An 18,005-nucleotide genomic window follows, 5' to 3' on the forward strand; every position below is an offset into this window, starting at 1 on the left:
GCGGCGTGAACGTTTCCGACCTCGCGGGCAGGCTCCGCGATCTTCGGTTCGACGGCTACACCGACACCGGGATCGCGACCGAGATCGAGCAGTTCCGCAGCGGCGACGGCACCGGCAGCATCGGCATCGCCGTCGACGCGCTGAAGTCCGTCGCGGGCGCGCTCGCCGACACCGACAAGACGCTGCGCGACGAGCTGGGCAAGCTCGGCGTGGAATGGCAGAGCGAGGCGGGTGGCGCCGCCGGTCAGGTGTTCACCGAGCAGGCGGGCTTCTCCCAGGACGCGAACTCGAAGGTCTCGCATTCCGCGGAGATGATCTTCGCCCAGGGTGAGGCCTTCAACCGGACCCTGCACAAGCTGCCGGATCCGGACGTGGTCCGGAAGGGCGCCGGCGGCCTGACCGTCGGTGACGTCCTGCTGAGCCTCATCGGGTTCGAGACCGACCATGCCAAGACCGTCAGTGCCGCGAACAACGCGCGGGCGCAGGCGCAGGAGGCGTTGAACGACTACGCCAAGACGAGCGGCGAGAACCTGCTGTCGACCGACACCCTGGCCGATCCGCAGGCGATGAACCTGACCCAGACCACGACGACCGCCGGTGCGGGTGGCGGGTCCGGCCCGCTCGACCTCGCGGGCACGGCCACGGATCTGACCCCGGACGGCAGCGTGCGGCCCGCGTCGGCGGCCGTCGAGTCGAAGTACGTGCCGCCGCCGGTCGCGCAGCCGGTCAGCAACCCGAAGGCGCCGTCCTACGACGCCCCGACCCCGGCCTACGGCGTCGCCATGGGCGGCGGAACGGCTCGAAAGACCGCTTCGGCGGCGCCCGCCCCGGGCGCGACGGCTCCCGCGGCCGCCGCGCCGACGGTGCCGTCCAAGGCGCCTGCGCCGGGCGCCGGCTGGGTCACGCCGAACCGGCCGTCCCCGCAGCCCGAACAGGGCAGGCCGGCGTACCCGGGCACCGGGTCGCCCGTCTCGCCGCCGTTCGTCCCGCCGGGCGCACCGAACACCCCGAGTGTCCCGCCGGGCCCGTCCACCGGCAGCGCGCCGCCGAACAGCACCACGTCGGCGCAACCGCTCGGCAAGTCGTTCGGGCCCGGTCCCGGTATCGACGGCGCTCTCGGCAAAGGCCCCGGCTCCAGCTCCGGCCCCGGTGTCTTCGGCAACGTCGGCGGTGGCGCCGGTGGCGACCAGGCGCTCGGCAAGGGCCGCTCGGTCGGCTCCGGACCGCAGGCGCCGATGGCCCCCGGCAACGAATCCGGTCGCGGCTTCCCCGCCGTCCCGAAGATCACCGGCCCGGCCGCGGGCGATCTGGGCGCCGGTGCCGCCGCGCTCGGCGCCGGTGTCGCCGGTGGCGCGCTGAGCGGCGACAAGGAACGCGACCGCCGTCCCCGCCAGGAAGGCGGCGTGAAGCCGACCCGACAACTGCCGATCGGCGAGCTTCCGGAAGAGGAGGCCATGCGGCGCTCGGAGAAGATCGGCGCGAAGCAGCCGAAGCCCGAGTCGAAGTTCATGGAGCGCGCGGCCACCCAGGACGTCGAAGAGGACGCGGAGCACATCAGGCGTTATGGCGTCGACGACAAGGACCTGTTCACCGACGAGCGCTTGGTGTCGCCCGACGTGATCGGTGACCACGGCAACTCCGAAACGCGCTGAACCTGTGCCGAACGACAACGGCAGCCTGGTGCTGTCCGCACTCGAGTTCGAAATGCTCTGGGAAGCCGAAAGGCTGCCCCGCCGCCATGTCGCACTCGACGTGCCGAGCCCCGGAACGACCCATACGGAACGGGCGGCACTGATCGAAGAGGCCTGGGAATCCCTGCGCGCGCGAGGGCTCGCGCGGGGACACCAGGCGTCGGGCGAACTGGTCGACATGCTGAACCTGTTCGCGCATCCCCGGCTCGCGATCGACGTCTGGGTGTGGACCGATCGCGAGATCAAGGGCCAGGCGGTCAGCGTCGGCAATCAGGCGTTGCTCGGCGTGATCGACTCCGGCCAGGTGTGGCTGATCCCCGCCCGCGAAAGCTCGCTGGCCGAAGCCGCCGTCTCGGTCGCGGGCGATCTCGGACCGGGCGTCGGCCAGTCGATCAGCATCCCCCACGACGTCCTCGTCCAGGCCGACGCCGCGGCCCGCGGCGAGGCGAAGGCACTGGTCACGGCCCTGGAAGACCTGGACGTGCCCCTCTGGCAGGCGCAGGAGGTGGCGGGCATGCTGCTCGGCCAGGAGGCGCGCGGCCAGTTCGGCGCCGAACGCGCGGGCCGCGACGGCCGCCCCCGGCGCGCGGACGGTGTGGTCGCCTTCTACGACACGGACGCGGGCCGGTATCTGTTCCAGGTCGCGCGGAACCGCGACGGGCGGGATTGGGCGACCATCACCCCGGCGGACAATCAGCTACTGGCGACGAGGATCCGGGAAGTCGCCGATTTCTGATTCGCCCGATTATCGGCGGGGTGGAAGTTGGCGTGGATACGCACACGGCCTGCTGCCGAGGTCTTAAAGTATGCGCGGGAACCGTCCTGACCGGCCACGCGTCAGATCGGGCGGATACGAGTTTTCCGTGAAGGGGATGACGAACCGTGCCTGTGTACGACCCGGATTCCATGGGGATCGCCGCCGGTCAGGTGGAGAAGCTCAAGGACGAGTTCGAGAAGACCAAAAAAGGCGTCACCGGGATGGATGACGAGAAGGAAAGCCCCTTCGGCGGAGTGGACGAGCACGGCGACGCGCAGGGCGCGGTCGGCAAGTTCAAGCAGGGAGTGCACAACGAATTCGATTCGGCCGGCCAGCTGATGGAGGCCACGGCTTTCGTGCTGCGAAAGGCGGCGGGGTTGATCAAGGAGACCGAAGCGGTCCACGTGGACAACCTGAAGGTGCACGGGGACCTGTGACGACTCGCCAGGCCTGGGGGCCGAAGACCAAGGGGGCTTGAGCAGTGGCTTTGAACGGTGTCGGCGCCGGCACGCCGGACGGCTGGGACGGACTGGTCCAGAAGGCCGAACAGATCAGCAAGGTCAACCTCGCCGCCATTCAGAACGCGTCGAGGCAGTTCAAGACGGCCGCCGACAACGCGGGTGACCACAGCGCGGCGTTGAAGACGTCGACCGAAGCGTTGAACGGCGGCGTCTGGGCAGGGCCCGCCGCGGAGGCCTTCTTCGAGTACGTCAAGTCGATCACCAAGGCCGGGAAGAACGTCGAAGACCAGTTGGGCAAGGTCGTCGACGACCTCGATCGCGTCCACACCGATCTCGGCAACATCAAGGCCCAGGTGAAGGGCGTCTACGAAGACGCCGAAGCGGCGGTCAACAAAAGGAACACCCAGGCGGAGTCGGACAAGAACGCGGCGATCACGGCCGCCGCGCAGGCCGAGAAGGATCACAAGCCGGCGCCGAGTCCTTCGGCCGACGAGATCATCCAGAAGGCCAAGACCGATATCAACGGCATCGCCAAGGACGCGGACGGCCGGGTCAAAGGCCTGCTCGACCAGGCCAACCAGATGATCCAGAAGTCCCAAGAGCTGATGAAGAAGGACATCCAGGGCGGCTACTCCACGGTCCCGATGCCGGGCAAGGACGGCTCCGTCCCGAAGCGCACCGGCGGTCTCCACGCCGGTGGTGGCGGCGGTGGAGGAGGCGGCGGTGGCGGTGGGGGCGGTGGCCTCGGCCCGAGCGGCGGCCCGCCGTCGACGACGCCGCCGGGCAACGTCCAGCAGTGGATCCAAGAGGCCATCAAGATCCTGCAGGCCAACGGGATTCCGGTGACCGAGGCGGATATCCAGAAGATCTGGACGATCATCGAGAAGGAGTCCGGCGGTAATCCCAACGCCATCAACAACTGGGACTCCAACGCGGCGAAGGGCACGCCGTCCAAGGGGCTGATGCAGTGCATCGACCCGACCTTCAACGCGCACAAGCTGCCCGGGCACGACGACATCTACAACCCGGTCGACAACATCATCGCGGGCGTTCGGTACACGTTCTCGCGGTACGGCGGCTTCGAGGGCCACCCGGGACTGAAGTCCATGGCCGGTGGCGGCGGATACCAGGGCTACTAAACGATCTCACGAGTCGACCCGCCATCCCAAGTACATGAAGGCCCCCATCCTTGCGCCTAGGTACAGGAAGGGGGCCTTCATGTACAACCCGGCTCGCGAGCGGTCAGTAGTACTTGAGTGCCAGGGCATTCGCGGCTTCGGTGACCGGTCGCATGGCCGACTTCATCAGCCGATCCCGGAACGGCAGATAGGGCAGTATCCGCATCGACTGGATCTGCTTCCACTGCCGGAACCGCGTCTGATTCTTCTGGTTCATCGCGGCCAGCGCTTGATTCTTGAGCACGAATGGCCGCATTTCCCTTTCGTAGAAAGCGAAAGCGGCACGGTGGTCGCCGGAAACGGCCAGCGACCCGGCGAGCACGTAGGCCCCGACGAGCGCCAAACTGGTGCCCTGCCCCGAAAGCGGCGACGGTCCATACCCCGCGTCGCCGACCAAGGCGACCCGCCCCTCGGTGAACCGGTCCATCCGGATCTGGGTCATGGAGTCGAAGTACAGCTCGCTCGACGCCATTTCGTGAAGCAGCCGCGGCACTTCCCAGCCTTGGCCCGCGAACCGGTCGGCGATCAGTTTTCGTTGCTGCTCAAGGTCATGCCGGTCGAAGTCGAGTTCCGGTGATTGGAAGCCGAGCACCGCACGCGCCTCCGTGTTCTTTCGCGCGCTGTACAGCCCGGCCAGTTTCCCCGGCGTCATGTGGAAGGTCTGCCAGCGGTCCAGATCGAGGAAATTCGGCACGGTGAACACCGCGAGATAGGTGTCCATGTAGTGCGAAAACTCTTTCTCCGCACCGAAAGCCAGCGATCGTACCGCTGAATGCTGCCCGTCCGCGCCGATGACGAGGTCGAAGTCCCGAGCCTCTCCGAGGGCGAAGGCGACCCGGACGCCGTCGGTGCGCTGCGAGATCCCGGTGATCCAGTTCCCGTAGACATACTCGACACCGTCCTGGGCGGCCGAAGCCAGCGTGTCGGTGAGGTCGTCTCGCAGGATCTCGACGTCCTCGCTGTCGGTGAGCCCGCCGGTCAGCGTGTGGTCGGTGACCTTCACGAGGGTCTTGCCCTCGCCGTTCACGAACGACATCCCGCGCATGTCCGTCCGTAGCTCCCGGAGGCGGTCAAGTACCCCCATCCGGTCGACGACGCCGAGCGCCGTACCGCGGATGTCGACCGCGTGCCCGCCGGTCCGGGGAGCGGGCGCCCGCTCGACGACCGTCGGCGCGAAACCGTGCCGGCGCAGCCAGTACGCCAGCGTCGTACCGGCGATGCCCGCGCCCGAAATCAGGACCTTCCGCATGTCCGCTCCTTGTGTACGGTGTTTGAAGCACTGCGTACAACGTATGGACGCAACCACGAAAGCCCAGGAAAAGTGGCAGGGAATCTCTAGTGCACTAGTGCGATTTGGGTAGTGCGCCGGTTAAGATGAGCAAAGGTGCACTATGGCAGGGAGTCGACCATGACCGATCCGCCCTACCTGCGGATCGCCGCCGAGATCCGTCGCCGGATCGCGTCCGGTGAGCTTCGCGAGGGCGACAAGGTCCCCTCGACCCGCCGGATCATCGCCGAGTGGGGGGTCGCGATGGCGACCGCGACCAAGGTGCTCGCCACGCTCAAACGAGACGGCCTGGTCGTCGCCAAACCCGGCGCGGGCACGGTCGTCGCGAGCCGCACCCGGAAGACCACGCCGAGAACCGAGACGGAGCTGTCACGCGAGCGAGTGGTGAAGGCGGCGATCCGGATCGCCGACGCCGAGGGCATCCGCGCGCTCTCGATGCGCCGCGTCGCCTCTGGTCTCGGCGTCGCGACGATGGCGCTTTATCGCCATGTCACCGCGAAGGAGGAGCTGATCCTCGAGATGGCGGACATGGCCCTCGGTGAAATCCGCTTCCCGCCCGAACCGCCACCTGGCTGGCGGGCCCAGCTGGAGCTGATGGCGAGGGCGCAGTGGGCCTTGTTCCGGCGGCACCCCTGGCTCGCGCAGGCGCTCTCGATCACCCGCCCGCAGCCGCTGCCGAATCTGCTCACCCACGCGGATTGGGCGACCCGCGCACTGGACGGTCACGGCCTCCCGGCGTCGACGATCATGTACGCGCACATCACGATCTTCAACCACGTGCGCGGCATCGCCCTCAGCTTCGAGGCGGAGGCCGACACCGAATCCGGAACGGCGGTCACGGCCGACGCCTGGCTGGCGGAGCACGAGCCGATCCTCTGGGACCTGGTCTCCGGCGGCCGTTTCCCGAACTTCGCCGGTGTCGTCTCGCGTGCCCCGTTCGACTACGACCTCGACACGCTCTTCGAGTTCGGCCTGCAGCGGCTCCTCGACGGCTACGCGGTTCTCCTGGCAAAGTCCAGTTAGCCTCACTTCATGCTCATCCCAGGCCCCGCCGCACGTTCCGATGTCCCGCCGTTCCATGTCATGGACGTCCTTTCGGCCGCGCAGGCCCGGCAGCGCAGTCACGGCGACCTGGTCCCGTTGCTCGCCGGGCAGCCGTCCGCGCCGGCGCCGCGACCCGTCCTCGAAGCCGCGCAACGGGCGCTGAAGGAGCACAACCTCGGCTACACCGAGCAGCTCGGCATCCCGGAGCTGCGCGAGGCCGTCGCGGAGCACTACAACCGCACGTACCCGGTCGACGTGAGCCCGCAGGACGTCATCATCACGACCGGTTCCTCCGGCGGCTTCCTGCTTTCGTTCCTCAGTGCCTTCGAGGCGGGCGACCGCGTCGCGATGGCGCGGCCCGGCTATCCGGCCTACCGCAATCTGCTGAAGGTGCTCGGCTGCGAGGTCGTCGAGTTCGCCACCGGCGCGGGCACGAACTTCCAGCCGACTGTCGCGCTGCTCGACGAATTGGGGCCGATCAAGGGACTCATCGTGGCCAGCCCGAGCAATCCGACCGGCACCGTCCTGCCGCCGGGTGAACTGGCGGCGATCAGCGGCTGGTGCGCGTCACGCGGTGTGCAACTGATCAGCGACGAGATCTACCACGGGATCTCCTACGGCGCCGGGCTCGATTGCGCCTGGCAGTACGGCAACGAAGCGCTCGTCCTCGGTTCGTTCTCCAAGTACTTCGCCATGACCGGCTGGCGGCTCGGCTGGATGCTCGCGCCCCAGCGGCTGCATCGCGCGATCGACGTCCTGACCGGCAACTTCACCATCTGCCCGCCCGTGGTCTCCCAGCACGCCGCGGTCGCCGCGTTCACCCCGGAGGCGTACGCGGAGGCCAACGGCCACGTCGAGCGCTACCTGGCCAACCGCGACGTCCTCTTCGCCGGACTCAAGGGCATCGGCATCGACAAGCTCGCGCCCGCCGAAGGCGCCTTCTACGCCTACGCCGACGTCTCCGCGTACACGAACGACAGCCTCAGCTGGTGCCAGCGGCTCCTCGCCGACACCGGCGTCGCGATCGCTCCCGGGATCGACTTCGACCCGGTCGACGGCGGCCGGTTCGTGCGGTTCTCCTTCGCGGGTTCTCGCGAGGACATCGACGAGGGTGTCCGCAGGCTCGGCGACTGGCTCGGTCAGGGGGAACCCGGAAATCACCCTGAACGTTAGGCGGAATGAAGGCGCTCGCGAGCTCCGCCTGACAACCTGGACTCACCGGGCCCGCTCGGGCACGGTGAGGCAATCGGAGGATGCCATGTTCTGGAAGATCGTCGGCGGGCTGATCCTGGCTTGGGTGGCCTTCATGGTGCTCGGGTCCGTGCTCGGTTTCCTCGTGAAGGCCGTCTTTTGGATCGCCGTCATCGGCGGCGCGGTCTTCCTCGGCACGGCCGCGTACGGCGCCATCAAGGGGAAGGGCACCCCGAAGCAGCTCCGCCGTTAGGGCTTACGTGCCACCCCGCCGAGCGACGTGAAGTTCACGGGCGAAAGCGGGGTGAAGCGCGGGCCGTCCGGCCACCACAGGTGCGGGTACGTCAGCCCTGGCTCCATGAGATCGAGTCCTTCGAAGAACGACTCGATCTCGTCACGCGTGCGGTACAGCGTGTCCAGCCCCGTGCCGTTGAAGCGCTTCTCGAGTGCCGTCGCGACGTCGGCGGCTTCGGAGCCGTCGGCGGGGTTGTGCTGGTGCAGCAGCGCGACGAACGAGCCCGGGGCCAGCGCGTCGACGTAGGCGCGGACGATCTTCCGCGCCTCGTCGAGGTCCTGGAGGTGATGGACGATCGCGCACAGGACCAGCCCCACGGGCCGCTCGAAGTCCAGCCGGTGGGTGCGGGCGAGTTGCTCGACGACCTCGGCCGGTTCGGTCAGGTCCGCGGCCACCATATGCGCGAAGTCGTTCGCCGCGAGCAGCGCGCGGCCGTGCGCCTGCACCACCGGATCCCGGTCGACGTAGACGACCTGCGCCTCGGGGTTGTACCGCTGCGCGACCTGGTGCGTGTTGTCCATGCTCGGGAAGCCGGAGCCGAGGTCGAGGAACTGGTCGATGCCTTCCCGGTCGGTCAGGTAGCGCACGGTCCGCACCAGCCAGTGCCGGACCTCCTTGGCCATCCTCCGCGCGTCCGGCGAGATCTCCAGGATCTGGCGCAGCGCCACCCTGTCGGCCTCGTAGTTGTCCTGACCGCCCATGAGCGCGTCGAAGACCCTCGCGATACTCGGCCGGTCGAAATCGACGGGCACGAACGGGCGCTGGTCCGCTGACATGGGCACCTACCGGGTAACTCGGTTTGGACGCGTTCAGCGTAGGTCATCCACTTCACCGCGCGTAAGCGGATGAGCGGTGAGGGTGAATTATTCCTCCGAAGAGCCGAAGCCGGATTTCGCTGTTGTCACGCCGACCCAGCGTTCGGCTCGCATTCCCACCGCCCGTGCACCATCCACATTGGACTGTCGGTCGTCGAAGAACAGGCAGTCGCCCGGTTCGGCGCCGAGTTCGGCGAGCAGGATCCGGTAGATCTTCGCGTCGGGCTTCATACAGCCGAGGTCACCGGAGAAGAGCTTCACGCGGAACAGCTTCGCCCACTCCTGCTCGCGCACCCAGCGGCCGAAGGTGGACGACGCGTTCGAGAGCAGTGCGAGCGCGGCGCCGGCTTCGTGCAGCCCTTCCAGCAGTTCGAGAACGTCCGGTTCGAGATGCGTCCAGCCCTCGACGTCGATGCGGGTCAGTTCGTCGGCGAACGCCTTGTCGACAGGGACGTTCAGCGCGCGGCCGACGCTCTGCCAGTACTCGAGGTCCGAGCCGCCCGAGTCGTACCGGTCCCGCTCGGCCCAGTAGTGCGGCTCGAAGGCGGCGACTTCGAGGTCGAAGGCCTTGGCCAGGGTCGGCAGCGCGTCGGTGTGCGCGCTGATGACGTCGCCGTAGTCGAAGACGATCCAGTTCATGTTCAGGCCCCAGTCTTGATGCGTTGAAGGGTTTCTTCGATGTCCGCGGCCGAAAGGTCCCGGTGCGCCACGAACCGGATCCGCCCCGAGCTCGGCAGCGTCAGGATCCCGAGCCCGGCCAGCCACGCCAGCCGTCCTTCGAGGTCAGGGGCGGTGACCTGCACGATGTTGGTCTCGGGAGCGTTGACCTCCCAGCCGTGCGCGGCGAATCCGGCCGCGAGCCGCGTCGCGTTCTCGTGTGTCTCGGCGAGGTCGCCGATGCGGTCCAGCGCGACCATGCACGCCGCGGCCAGCACGCCACCCTGGCGGACGCCGCCGCCGAGCATCTGGCGCATCCGCCGTGCCTTCTCGACGAACTCCTCGCTGCCGGCCACCACCGAGCCGACGGGCGCGCCGAGCCCCTTGGAGAAGCAGGCGGACACGGTGTCGACGCCGACCGTGAGCGCCGCGGGCGGGACCTCCAGCGCGACCGACGCGTGCCAGATGCGGGCGCCGTCGAGGTGCACGGTCAGCCCGGCCTCCTTCGCCACCGCGACCAGCTGGGCGTGCTCGTCGGGCGGGGTGACCGCGCCGCCCGCCGTGTTGTGCGTGTTCTCCAGGCACAACAGCGGGGTGCGCAGCGCGTAGTACGGCCCGCGCGGGACGCCGATCGCGGCCGAAAGCGTTTCCGGCGTCGGCCGCCCCGGCCCGGCGTCGTGCTCCAGCGGCTCCGGCATACCGCCCGCGAGCCAGGCGGCGGAACCGAGCTCGTCGGTGATGACGTGCGAGCCACGCGGCGCCAGGAACCGGTCGCCGCGCTGGACATGGATGCTCAGCGCGATCAGGTTCGCCATGGTCCCGGTCGGCGTCCAGAGCGCGGCGGGCATGCCGAGGAGTTTCGCGGCGCGCTGTTCCAGTGCGCCGACGGTCGGATCGCCGTCGAGGACGTTGTCGCCGACGTCGGCCTTCGCCATGGCCTGGCGCATGACGTCGTCCGGCCGGGTCACGGTGTCGGAGCGGAAATCGATCGGCGGGAGAGAGCGCGAGGTCACGGTACGATCACATCACATCGACGGGCCCGCCATGAACCTCCTCCCCGGCTGGTCCGCTGCGCCCGCTCATGCAACCGTGGACGCCCCCGGTTCCGTCCTACCCACCGACGAGGCAAGAGCGGAGACAAAAACCGCGTGAACCAGCGCGACGAACAAGAATTCGCGGAGTACTTCGCCGCGAAGCGGGACTCCGTGCGCAGGACCGCGTACATGCTCTGCGGTGACTGGCATCGTGCGGACGATCTCGCGCAGACGGCGTTCGTCGCGCTGCACCGGAGGTGGAAGAAGATCAGAGAACGGGCGGCGACCGACGCCTACGTGCGGAAGACGCTGGTCAGGGCGGCCATCGACGAGTCGAGGCGGCCGTGGCGGCGGGAGTGGCAGACCGAAGAGCTGCCCGAACCGCCGCAGGACGGCTTCGACCTCGGCGAACAGGTCGTCACCAGGGAAGACCTGCTGGCCGCGTTGCGCGAAGTGCCCCCGAAGCAGCGGGCCGTGCTGGTGCTCAGGTTCTTCGAGGGGCTGGACGTCGGTGCGGCCGCGAAGGCGCTGGGCTGCAGCGAAGGGAACATCAAGAGCCAGACCGCGCGCGGGCTGGCGAATCTCAGGCAGGTCATGGAGAAGGAGGAGGTGGCACGGGATGGACGAGAATGACCTGAAGGCGTTGTTCCGTGACGCCCCCGGCGACGCGCCGTCGCCGACCTTCGACACCGCCGACGTGGTCCGCGCCTCGAAACGCGCCACCGCGCGACGCCGAAACGGTATCGCGGTGGCCTGTAGTGCGGTGGTTTTGGTGCTGGCCGGAGTGGGCATGTTCGGCGTGCTCGGCGGAACCGGCTCCGAGCTGGGGACCGCGGCCAAATCCGATCAGGAAGCGGCTTCCGCGGGGCAACCCGGGGCGGCGTCCGCACGTCCTCAGGACGGGGAGTCCTCGAACTTCTCGAACCCGCCGCCTCAGCAGGGGGGCGGCGGAGTAGAGAAGACCGGCCCATTGGTGGCCGAAGGCACCTACGGGTGCGACCAGGTGGACCGGGAGCTCGCCACCGCCCTCGCTGGCGAGCTCCCGGTCCCCGTGGATGTCGCCAAGTCGACGCCCGGCGACATCTGTACGACGGGAGCCAGGTCGGCGGGGTTCCAGGTGCCGGGCGGCACGGTCTCCGTGGCGGTCTACCCGGCGGGCTCGTCCGTCCCGGTGATGCCCACCGGAGCGGCCGAGGCGCGGCGGACCACCGCGAAGGGGTCTCTGGTGGTCGTGGTGAGCCTCGGCGACGGCTCCGGCAGGCCCGCGCTTCCCGAGTCCGACGTCGACAGGCTGGTCGGCGTGCTCGCCGCCCGCTACTGAGCCAGCTGGCAAAATAGACCGCCATGACAGCCGCAGCGACCACACCGAAGGGTGAGCGACGCCGTGCCGAGCTCATCGAGGCCGCCTCGTCGCTGCTGGCCGAGGGCGGTTTCGACGCCGTGCGGCATCGTGCGGTCGCCGAGCGGGCCGGTCTGCCGCTGGCTTCGACGACGTACTACTTCGACTCGCTCGAAGAACTGGTCACCGCCGCGGTGGAGCACCACGCGAAAGTGGAACTGGAGGACGGGCGGCAGCGTCTCGACGAGCTGGCGACCCGCAACCGCGGCGTCGAGGCCACCGTCGACCTGGTGCTGGACATGCTCCTCGGCCCGCTCCGCCCGGATCGCGAGGCCGACGCCGAAGCGGTCCTCCTGCGCTACGAACGCCTCGTCGGGACAGGGCGTCGTCCGTACCTTCGTCCCCTGATGCGGACGCTGTCCGCGCAGCTGTACGAACTGCTTCACGAGATCTTCGCGCGCTCCGGCACTCCTGTGGACGCCGCCGAACTGGAACGGCTCGTCGCGCTGGTCGACGGCGCCGTGGTCAACGCGCTGATCGAGGTCGACCCGGAGCCTCGGGCCGCCGCCGCGCGCATGCTCCAGGCGGCCCTCGCCTAGCGCCGGTTAGTCTGGCCGCGTGACGGACAAGCCCCGCATCCCCAACGTGCTCGCCGGCCGCTACGCCTCGCCTGAGCTGGTCGAACTGTGGTCCCCGGAACGCAAGGTCGTGCTGGAGCGCGAGCTCTGGCTCGCCGTGCTCCGCGCGCAGGCCGACCTCGGCGTCGAGGTGCCGGACGGTGTCGTCGCCGACTACGAACGCGTCCTCGAACAGGTCGACCTCGACTCGATCGCCGCGCGCGAGCGGGTCACCCGGCACGACGTGAAGGCCCGCATCGAGGAGTTCAACGCGCTCGCCGGGCACGAGCACGTCCACAAGGGCATGACGTCGCGGGACCTCACCGAGAACGTCGAGCAGCTGCAGGTGCTGCGCTCGCTGGAGCTGGTGCGCGGCCGCGTCGGCGCGGTGCTGGCCCGGCTCACCGCGATCGCGGTCGAGCACGCCGACACGGTGATGGCAGGCCGTTCGCACAACGTCGCCGCGCAGGCGACGACCCTGGGCAAGCGGTTCGCCACCGCCGCCGACGAACTGCTGGTCGCCTTCGACCGGCTCGAAAACCTCATCGGCCGCTACCCCCTGCGCGGGATCAAGGGCCCGGTCGGCACCGCGCAGGACATGCTCGACCTGCTCGGCGACGAGTCCACTTTGGACGAACTGGAGTCGCGGGTCGCGGCCCACCTCGGCTTCGAGAACGTGTTCACCAGCGTCGGCCAGGTGTACCCGCGTTCGCTCGACTTCGACGTGCTGTCCACCGTCGTCCAGCTCGCGGCCGCCCCGTCGAGCCTCGCGAAGACGATCCGCCTGATGGCGGGCCACGAGCTGGTCACCGAGGGCTTCAAGCCCGGTCAGGTCGGCTCGTCGGCCATGCCGCACAAGATGAACACGCGTTCCTGCGAGCGGGTCAACGGGCTCGCCGTGGTGCTGCGCGGTTACCTGTCGATGATCGGCGAGCTCGCCGGCGACCAGTGGAACGAAGGCGACGTGTCCGACTCCGTCGTCCGCCGGGTCGCGCTGCCCGACGCGTTCTTCGCGCTCGACGGTCTGCTGGAGACCTTCCTCACGGTGCTGGCCGAGTTCGGCGCCTTCCCGGCGGTCATCGGACGTGAGCTCGATCGCTATCTGCCGTTCCTCGCGACCACCAAGGTGCTCATGGCCTCGATCCGCGCGGGTGTCGGGCGTGAAACCGCTCACGAGGCGATCAAGGAGAACGCCGTCGGCGTCGCGCTCGCGATGCGGGAGCAGGGCCTGGCGGAGAACGACCTCCTCGACCGGCTCGCCGCCGACGAGCGCATCCCGCTCGACCGCGGTGAGCTGGACAAACTCCTCGCCGACCGCATCTCGTTCACCGGTGTCGCACCGCGTCAGGTGGCCGCGATCGCGTCACGTGTCGAAGGAATCCTGGAGCGTTTCCCGGAGGCGGCGAACTACTCGCCGGCCCCGATCCTCTGATCGTCGCTGCGGTGACCAAGGTCTCTTGATCCCTTGGAGTCGCGCGTTTTGGCCGGCAGGCCCCGGGATCACGATGGCAGGGCGCCACGAAGACCCTCGTGAGCTGCGAGTTCTTCAGCTCGCGTCCTGGCAGCGTGATCCCGGTCGCGCGATATCAGATACTGAGACGAAGTTACTCGATCGGGCGAAATGCCTAATCTCGATCGCTGAACCCGGAGCGCCAGGCCGCCCATGAGGCGGCCTGGCGTGCTTGTATCGCGCCTTGCGCGCCGAACCCACGGAAGAAGCGATGAGATCCACGCTGTCGAAAATCGTCGCCGTCGTCACGGCCGGAGCGGCCACCCTCGCCCTCGCCGCCTGCGGCTCCGGTGACGCGGGTGCGAGCGCCCAGAAGCTGCGGGTCGGCACCCTGACCGACGCGCCGCCGTCCATCTACCTGGAGAACGGCAACTTCACCGGCTACGACAACGAACTGCTGCGCGACATCGCGAAGCGAGAGGGCTTCGAGGTCGAGTTCGTCGGCACCGAATTCGCCGGTCTGCTCGCCGCCGTCGCCACCAACAAGTTCGACATCGGCAGCTCCACGATCTCCACCACCGAGGCCCGCAAGAAGACCGTCGCGTTCAGCAACGGCTACAGCACCGGGTTCACCACGATCCTCACGAAGAAGGGCGCGTCCCTCAAGGACGTCGGCGCCTTCAACGGCAAGCGGCTCGGCGTCGTGCAGGCGTCGGTGCAGGACGACTTCGCCACCGGCAAGGTCCCCGGCGCCAACGTCGTCCGCTTCCCGGACTACAACGCCGGTTTCGCGCAGCTGAAGGCGGGCAGCCTCGACGGCTGGGTCGTGCCGAAGGACATCGGGCAGAAGTACATCGACCAGAACCCGGATGTGCCGCTGGAGTTCGGCTACACCGTCGAGACCAAGGACACGCCGTCCGCGTTCGCCGTCCGCAAGGACAACAAGGAACTGCTGAAGAAGATCAACGACGGCCTCGCGAAGGCCGTGGCGGACGGCACCGTCGCCCGCCTGCACGCTCAGTTCTTCAAGACCGAGCCGCTGCCCAAGGAACTCGAAAAGGGTGGCCCCGGCCTGCCCGTGCAGAACCCGGGGGTCTGACGCCATGAAGAAAACCCTGCTCGCCACGCTGGCCGCCGGTCTCGTCGCCGTGCTCGCCGCCTGCGGTGGCGGTGAGTCCGCCACCGAGAAGACCCTGCGTGTCGGGACGCTGAGCGACGCGCCGCCGAACATCTACGTCGAGAACGGCAACTACACCGGCTTCGACAACGAACTGCTGAAGGCCATCGCCGCCAAGCAGAACCTGAAGCTCGAGTTCGCGTCGACCGACTTCTCCTCGCTGCTGGGCCAGGTCGCGAACAACCAGTTCGACATCGGCAGCTCGGCCATCGCGCAGACCGACGAGCGCAAGAAGAACGTCGACTTCTCCAGCCCGTACAACTTCGAGGTCATGAGCATCCAGACCAAGGACGGTTCGCCGATCACCGAGGAGAAGGGCCTGTCCGGCAAGCGGGTCGCGGTCATCCAGGCGACCGTCGGCGACAAGTGGCTCACCTCGACGGTGCCCGACGCGCAGGCCGTGCGTTTCCCGGGGTACGCCCCGGCGCTGGCCGCGCTCAAGAGCGGCGCCGTCGACGCCTACATCCTCGACCAGGCGATCGCCGAGACGAACGTCAAGGAGAGCGCCGACGCGAAGCTCAAGGTCGTCAAGTCCTTCACCACCGACGTGCCCCACGGCTTCGCGGTGAAGAAGGGGAACAGCGAGCTGCTCACCAAGATCAACGAGGGCCTCAAGCAGGTCATCGCCGACGGCACCTGGGTCAAGCTGCACGAGAAGTTCCTGCCGACGGCTCCGGTCCCGGATCAGTTCAAGGCGTGAGGATCACGATGAAGAAGTCACTCGCCGCCGTCAGCGCTGTCCTCGTGACGGTGCTGGCGGCGTGCGGCGGTGGTGAAGACGCCGGCGAGAGCACCCTTCGCGTCGGCACCCTCAGCGACTCGAAACCCAACGCCTATCAGGAGAACGGCGTGTTCACCGGGTTCGACAACGAGCTGCTGAAGGCCATCGCCGCGCACCAGAAGCTGAAACTCGAGTTCGTCTCCACCGAGTTCTCGGCGCTGCTCGGCCAGGTCGCCACCGGCAAGTTCGACATCGGCAGCTCGGGGATCTCGCAGACCGACGAACGCCGTAAGACCGTCGACTTCTCGGCGCCGTACAACTACCAGTCGCTCGGTATCGAGACCCGCGAAGGCGTCGCGATCACCGATGAGAACTCCTTGGCAGGCAAGCGGATCGGGGTCGTCCAGGGCACGGTGTCGGACAGCTGGCTGACGGCCAACGCGCCCACCGCGCAGGCGGTGAAGTTCCCGCAGGACGCCGCCGCGCTCGCCGCGCTGAAGTCGGGCGCGATCGACGGCGCGATCTTCGACCAGGCGACCGCCGAGGACTACGCGGCGAAGAACCCGGAAGCGAAACTCAAGGTGGTCAAGGCGATCACCACGACGATTCCGCACGGCTTCGCGGTCAAGAAGGGCAACACCGAATTGGCGGGCAAGATCAACGCCGGGCTCAAGGCGGTCATCGCCGACGGGACCTGGGAAAGGGTGCACCAGCGGTTCGAACCGAACGCGCCGGTGCCCGCGGAGTTCAAGGCCGGGCAGAAGTAAGTGAACGACTTCCTCAACACCTTCCTGAACTGGGAGTACATCAAGCAGGCTATTCCCGAGCTGCTGGGTACTGGATTGCTGAACACGCTGATCCTGTCTGTGTGTTCTGCTGCGATCGGCACCGTGCTCGGTATGGTGCTGGCCACGATGGGCCTGTCCAGCAAGGCATGGCTGCGCTGGCCCGCTCGGGTGTACACCGACATCTTCCGTGGTCTGCCCGCGATCCTGACGATCCTGGTGATCGGGCAGGGCGGGGCGATTCTCATCCCGTCACTGGCCCGGAATCCTTATCCGCTGGGCATTCTGGCGCTCAGCCTGATCGCCGCCGCCTACATCGGCGAGATCTTCCGCGCGGGTATCCAGAGTGTCGAAAAAGGACAGATGGAAGCCAGTCGCGCGCTGGGCTTGACCTACACCAAAGCGATGCTGCTGGTTGTCATACCGCAGGGGGTACGGCGGGTATTGCCCGCGCTGGTGAACCAGTTCATCGCGCTGGTCAAGGACTCCACGTTGGTGTACTTCCTCGGGTTCCTGACCGAACAGCGGGAGCTATTCCGGATCGGTGCTGACCGTGCGGCGAACACTGGAAACCTCTCGCCGTTGGTCGCGGCTGGGGTGTTCTACCTGGTGATCACCGTGCCGCTGACGCATCTGGTCAACTACATCGACAAGAAGCTGCGCACCGGCAGGAAGGTCCGCGTCGACGACGAGGGCCCCGAGACGGAACTCCTGAACGCCGGAAAGGTGCCGATGTCATGACGACCGCCGTACGGTCTTCCAGCGTCGAACTCCGCGACATCCACGTCTCCTTCGGCACCCTCGAAGTGCTGAAGGGCGTGAACCTCAAGGTCGAGAAAGGGCGCACGACCTGCATCATCGGGCCGTCGGGCTCCGGCAAGTCGACGCTGCTGCGCTGCGTGAACCGCCTTCAGGAGCCCGACTCGGGCGACCTGCTGCTGGGCGGCGAGAGCGTCATCTCGTCGGATCCGGACGCGTTACGCCAGCGGGTCGGGATGGTGTTCCAGCATTTCAACCTGTTCGGGCACCGCAGCGTGCTGGACAACATCACCCTGCCGCTGCGCAGTGTGCGCAAGCTCGGCAAGGAGGAGGCGGCGGAGATCGCGCACGCCCGCCTCGCCGAGGTCGGCCTCGCCGACAAGGCGCCGTACCGGCCGAGCGCGCTCTCGGGCGGGCAGCAGCAGCGGGTCGCGATCGCGCGGGCGCTCGCGATGGAGCCCGAGGTCATGCTGTTCGACGAGGCGACCAGCGCGCTGGACCCGGAGCTGGTCAAGGGGGTCCTCACCCTGATGGCGGGGCTGGCCGAGCGCGGGCTGACGCTGCTCGTGGTCACCCACGAGATGGGTTTCGCGCGCGGCGTCGCCGACGAGGTCGCGTTCATGGACGACGGGAAGATCGTCGAACAGGGTGCTCCGGAGGCGATCTTCGACACTCCGCGGAGCGAGCGGCTGCAGCGCTTCCTGTCGCAGGTGCTCTGAGCCGGGCGCATGTCGCGAAAGTGGCTT

20 protein-coding genes are annotated in these 18,005 nt (G+C 68.2%); 16 read left to right on the forward strand and 4 right to left on the reverse strand.

The genetic code is table 11. The features are described from left to right. Positions 1-5 precede the first annotated feature (5 nt). The 4 genes from ACIBTM_RS08695 to ACIBTM_RS08710 all read left to right on the forward strand — a co-directional run bounded on the left by ACIBTM_RS08695 (position 6) and on the right by ACIBTM_RS08710 (position 4,048). Entirely contained in the window at positions 6-1,652 is a 1,647-nt protein-coding gene (locus ACIBTM_RS08695) for a hypothetical protein (RefSeq protein ID WP_395875934.1), read from the forward strand. Positions 1,653-1,656: 4 nt separating this feature from the next. Then, positions 1,657-2,427: an ESX secretion-associated protein EspG gene (locus ACIBTM_RS08700; protein ID WP_350574802.1), complete on the forward strand. Its 771-nt coding sequence runs from the start codon at positions 1,657-1,659 to the stop codon at positions 2,425-2,427. A 146-nt stretch (positions 2,428-2,573) separates the two neighbouring features. Next, positions 2,574-2,885: a hypothetical protein gene (locus ACIBTM_RS08705; protein WP_038521469.1), complete on the forward strand. Its 312-nt coding sequence runs from the start codon at positions 2,574-2,576 to the stop codon at positions 2,883-2,885. Positions 2,886-2,929: 44 nt separating this feature from the next. Then, on the forward strand, positions 2,930-4,048 hold the full coding sequence (locus tag ACIBTM_RS08710) for a transglycosylase SLT domain-containing protein (protein ID WP_395875935.1): 1,119 nt from the start codon (positions 2,930-2,932) through the stop codon (positions 4,046-4,048). Between the two features lie 103 nt (positions 4,049-4,151). Here ACIBTM_RS08710 and ACIBTM_RS08715 read toward each other — a convergent pair whose 3' ends face one another. Next, positions 4,152-5,336, reverse strand: a complete 1,185-nt coding sequence (locus tag ACIBTM_RS08715) for an FAD-dependent monooxygenase (RefSeq protein ID WP_395875937.1) — start codon at positions 5,334-5,336, stop codon at positions 4,152-4,154. A gap of 159 nt (positions 5,337-5,495) precedes the next feature. Here ACIBTM_RS08715 and ACIBTM_RS08720 point away from each other — a divergent pair, with 159 nt between their 5' ends. The 3 genes from ACIBTM_RS08720 (at position 5,496) to ACIBTM_RS08730 (ending at position 7,863) form a co-directional block, all read left to right on the forward strand. Next, positions 5,496-6,398, forward strand: a complete 903-nt coding sequence (locus ACIBTM_RS08720) for a TetR/AcrR family transcriptional regulator C-terminal domain-containing protein (RefSeq protein WP_395875938.1) — start codon at positions 5,496-5,498, stop codon at positions 6,396-6,398. A 9-nt stretch (positions 6,399-6,407) separates the two neighbouring features. After that, on the forward strand, positions 6,408-7,592 hold the full coding sequence (locus tag ACIBTM_RS08725) for a pyridoxal phosphate-dependent aminotransferase (protein ID WP_395875939.1): 1,185 nt from the start codon (positions 6,408-6,410) through the stop codon (positions 7,590-7,592). Positions 7,593-7,677: 85 nt separating this feature from the next. Next, positions 7,678-7,863 (forward strand): hypothetical protein, encoded by a 186-nt coding sequence (locus ACIBTM_RS08730; protein ID WP_007032516.1) that lies wholly within the window; start codon positions 7,678-7,680, stop codon positions 7,861-7,863. Here the strand turns inward: ACIBTM_RS08730 and ACIBTM_RS08735 are convergent. The 3 genes from ACIBTM_RS08735 to ACIBTM_RS08745 all read right to left on the reverse strand — a co-directional run bounded on the left by ACIBTM_RS08735 (position 7,860) and on the right by ACIBTM_RS08745 (position 10,390). After that, a complete protein-coding gene (locus ACIBTM_RS08735) occupies positions 7,860-8,681 on the reverse strand; it encodes an SAM-dependent methyltransferase (RefSeq protein ID WP_395875940.1) in 822 nt (273 codons plus the stop codon). The two genes, ACIBTM_RS08730 and ACIBTM_RS08735, sit on opposite strands and share 4 nt — an antisense overlap. Before the next feature lie 87 nt (positions 8,682-8,768). Further along, complete coding sequence (locus tag ACIBTM_RS08740; RefSeq protein ID WP_395875941.1) at positions 8,769-9,359, reverse strand: HAD family hydrolase; 591 nt, start codon at positions 9,357-9,359, stop codon at positions 8,769-8,771. A gap of 2 nt (positions 9,360-9,361) precedes the next feature. Beyond that, positions 9,362-10,390 carry a threonine aldolase family protein gene (locus ACIBTM_RS08745; RefSeq protein WP_395875942.1) on the reverse strand — a complete coding sequence of 343 codons (1,029 nt, stop codon included), beginning with the start codon at positions 10,388-10,390 and terminating at the stop codon, positions 9,362-9,364. A gap of 135 nt (positions 10,391-10,525) precedes the next feature. Between ACIBTM_RS08745 and ACIBTM_RS08750 the strand changes: the two genes are divergently transcribed. The 9 genes from ACIBTM_RS08750 to ACIBTM_RS08790 all read left to right on the forward strand — a co-directional run bounded on the left by ACIBTM_RS08750 (position 10,526) and on the right by ACIBTM_RS08790 (position 17,978). Continuing rightward, a complete protein-coding gene (locus ACIBTM_RS08750) occupies positions 10,526-11,044 on the forward strand; it encodes a SigE family RNA polymerase sigma factor (RefSeq protein ID WP_038521447.1) in 519 nt (172 codons plus the stop codon). Beyond that, positions 11,031-11,732, forward strand: a complete 702-nt coding sequence (locus tag ACIBTM_RS08755; RefSeq protein WP_395875943.1) for a hypothetical protein — start codon at positions 11,031-11,033, stop codon at positions 11,730-11,732. The genes ACIBTM_RS08750 and ACIBTM_RS08755 overlap by 14 nt, the downstream gene beginning before the upstream one ends. Before the next feature lie 23 nt (positions 11,733-11,755). After that, positions 11,756-12,349 carry a TetR family transcriptional regulator gene (locus ACIBTM_RS08760; RefSeq protein ID WP_360131239.1) on the forward strand — a complete coding sequence of 198 codons (594 nt, stop codon included), beginning with the start codon at positions 11,756-11,758 and terminating at the stop codon, positions 12,347-12,349. Positions 12,350-12,368: 19 nt separating this feature from the next. Then, positions 12,369-13,799, forward strand: coding sequence for an adenylosuccinate lyase (gene purB / locus ACIBTM_RS08765; protein ID WP_395875944.1), 1,431 nt, complete (start codon positions 12,369-12,371; stop codon positions 13,797-13,799). A 289-nt stretch (positions 13,800-14,088) separates the two neighbouring features. Further along, entirely contained in the window at positions 14,089-14,916 is an 828-nt protein-coding gene (locus ACIBTM_RS08770) for a substrate-binding periplasmic protein (protein ID WP_395875945.1), read from the forward strand. A 4-nt stretch (positions 14,917-14,920) separates the two neighbouring features. Next, the gene (locus ACIBTM_RS08775) at positions 14,921-15,694 is read left to right on the forward strand and encodes an ABC transporter substrate-binding protein (protein ID WP_063271958.1); all 774 of its coding nucleotides are present in this window, start codon (positions 14,921-14,923) and stop codon (positions 15,692-15,694) included. 8 nt (positions 15,695-15,702) lie between these two features. After that, positions 15,703-16,482: an ABC transporter substrate-binding protein gene (locus ACIBTM_RS08780; RefSeq protein ID WP_395875946.1), complete on the forward strand. Its 780-nt coding sequence runs from the start codon at positions 15,703-15,705 to the stop codon at positions 16,480-16,482. Further along, a complete protein-coding gene (locus tag ACIBTM_RS08785; protein WP_395875947.1) occupies positions 16,483-17,241 on the forward strand; it encodes an amino acid ABC transporter permease in 759 nt (252 codons plus the stop codon). It abuts the gene before it with no gap. Beyond that, a complete protein-coding gene (locus ACIBTM_RS08790) occupies positions 17,238-17,978 on the forward strand; it encodes an amino acid ABC transporter ATP-binding protein (protein ID WP_395875948.1) in 741 nt (246 codons plus the stop codon). The genes ACIBTM_RS08785 and ACIBTM_RS08790 overlap by 4 nt, the downstream gene beginning before the upstream one ends. Positions 17,979-18,005: the final 27 nt, after the last annotated feature.

This window comes from Amycolatopsis sp. NPDC049868 (assembly GCF_044461365.1).
Lineage (GTDB): Bacteria > Actinomycetota > Actinomycetes > Mycobacteriales > Pseudonocardiaceae > Amycolatopsis.

Excerpts from the sequence above, each read along its gene's own strand:
- ACIBTM_RS08735 (WP_395875940.1), bottom strand. The coding sequence starts at position 8,681 with ATGTCAGCGGACCAGCGCCCGTTCGTGCCCGTCGATTTCGACCGGCCG.
- ACIBTM_RS08730 (WP_007032516.1), top strand. The coding sequence starts at position 7,678 with ATGTTCTGGAAGATCGTCGGCGGGCTGATCCTGGCTTGGGTGGCCTTC.
- ACIBTM_RS08720 (WP_395875938.1), top strand. The coding sequence starts at position 5,496 with ATGACCGATCCGCCCTACCTGCGGATCGCCGCCGAGATCCGTCGCCGG.
- ACIBTM_RS08715 (WP_395875937.1), bottom strand. The coding sequence starts at position 5,336 with ATGCGGAAGGTCCTGATTTCGGGCGCGGGCATCGCCGGTACGACGCTG.
- ACIBTM_RS08775 (WP_063271958.1), top strand. The coding sequence starts at position 14,921 with ATGAAGAAAACCCTGCTCGCCACGCTGGCCGCCGGTCTCGTCGCCGTG.
- ACIBTM_RS08770 (WP_395875945.1), top strand. The coding sequence starts at position 14,089 with ATGAGATCCACGCTGTCGAAAATCGTCGCCGTCGTCACGGCCGGAGCG.
- ACIBTM_RS08790 (WP_395875948.1), top strand. The coding sequence starts at position 17,238 with ATGACGACCGCCGTACGGTCTTCCAGCGTCGAACTCCGCGACATCCAC.
- ACIBTM_RS08760 (WP_360131239.1), top strand. The coding sequence starts at position 11,756 with ATGACAGCCGCAGCGACCACACCGAAGGGTGAGCGACGCCGTGCCGAG.
- ACIBTM_RS08755 (WP_395875943.1), top strand. The coding sequence starts at position 11,031 with ATGGACGAGAATGACCTGAAGGCGTTGTTCCGTGACGCCCCCGGCGAC.
- ACIBTM_RS08780 (WP_395875946.1), top strand. The coding sequence starts at position 15,703 with ATGAAGAAGTCACTCGCCGCCGTCAGCGCTGTCCTCGTGACGGTGCTG.
- ACIBTM_RS08725 (WP_395875939.1), top strand. The coding sequence starts at position 6,408 with ATGCTCATCCCAGGCCCCGCCGCACGTTCCGATGTCCCGCCGTTCCAT.
- ACIBTM_RS08740 (WP_395875941.1), bottom strand. The coding sequence starts at position 9,359 with ATGAACTGGATCGTCTTCGACTACGGCGACGTCATCAGCGCGCACACC.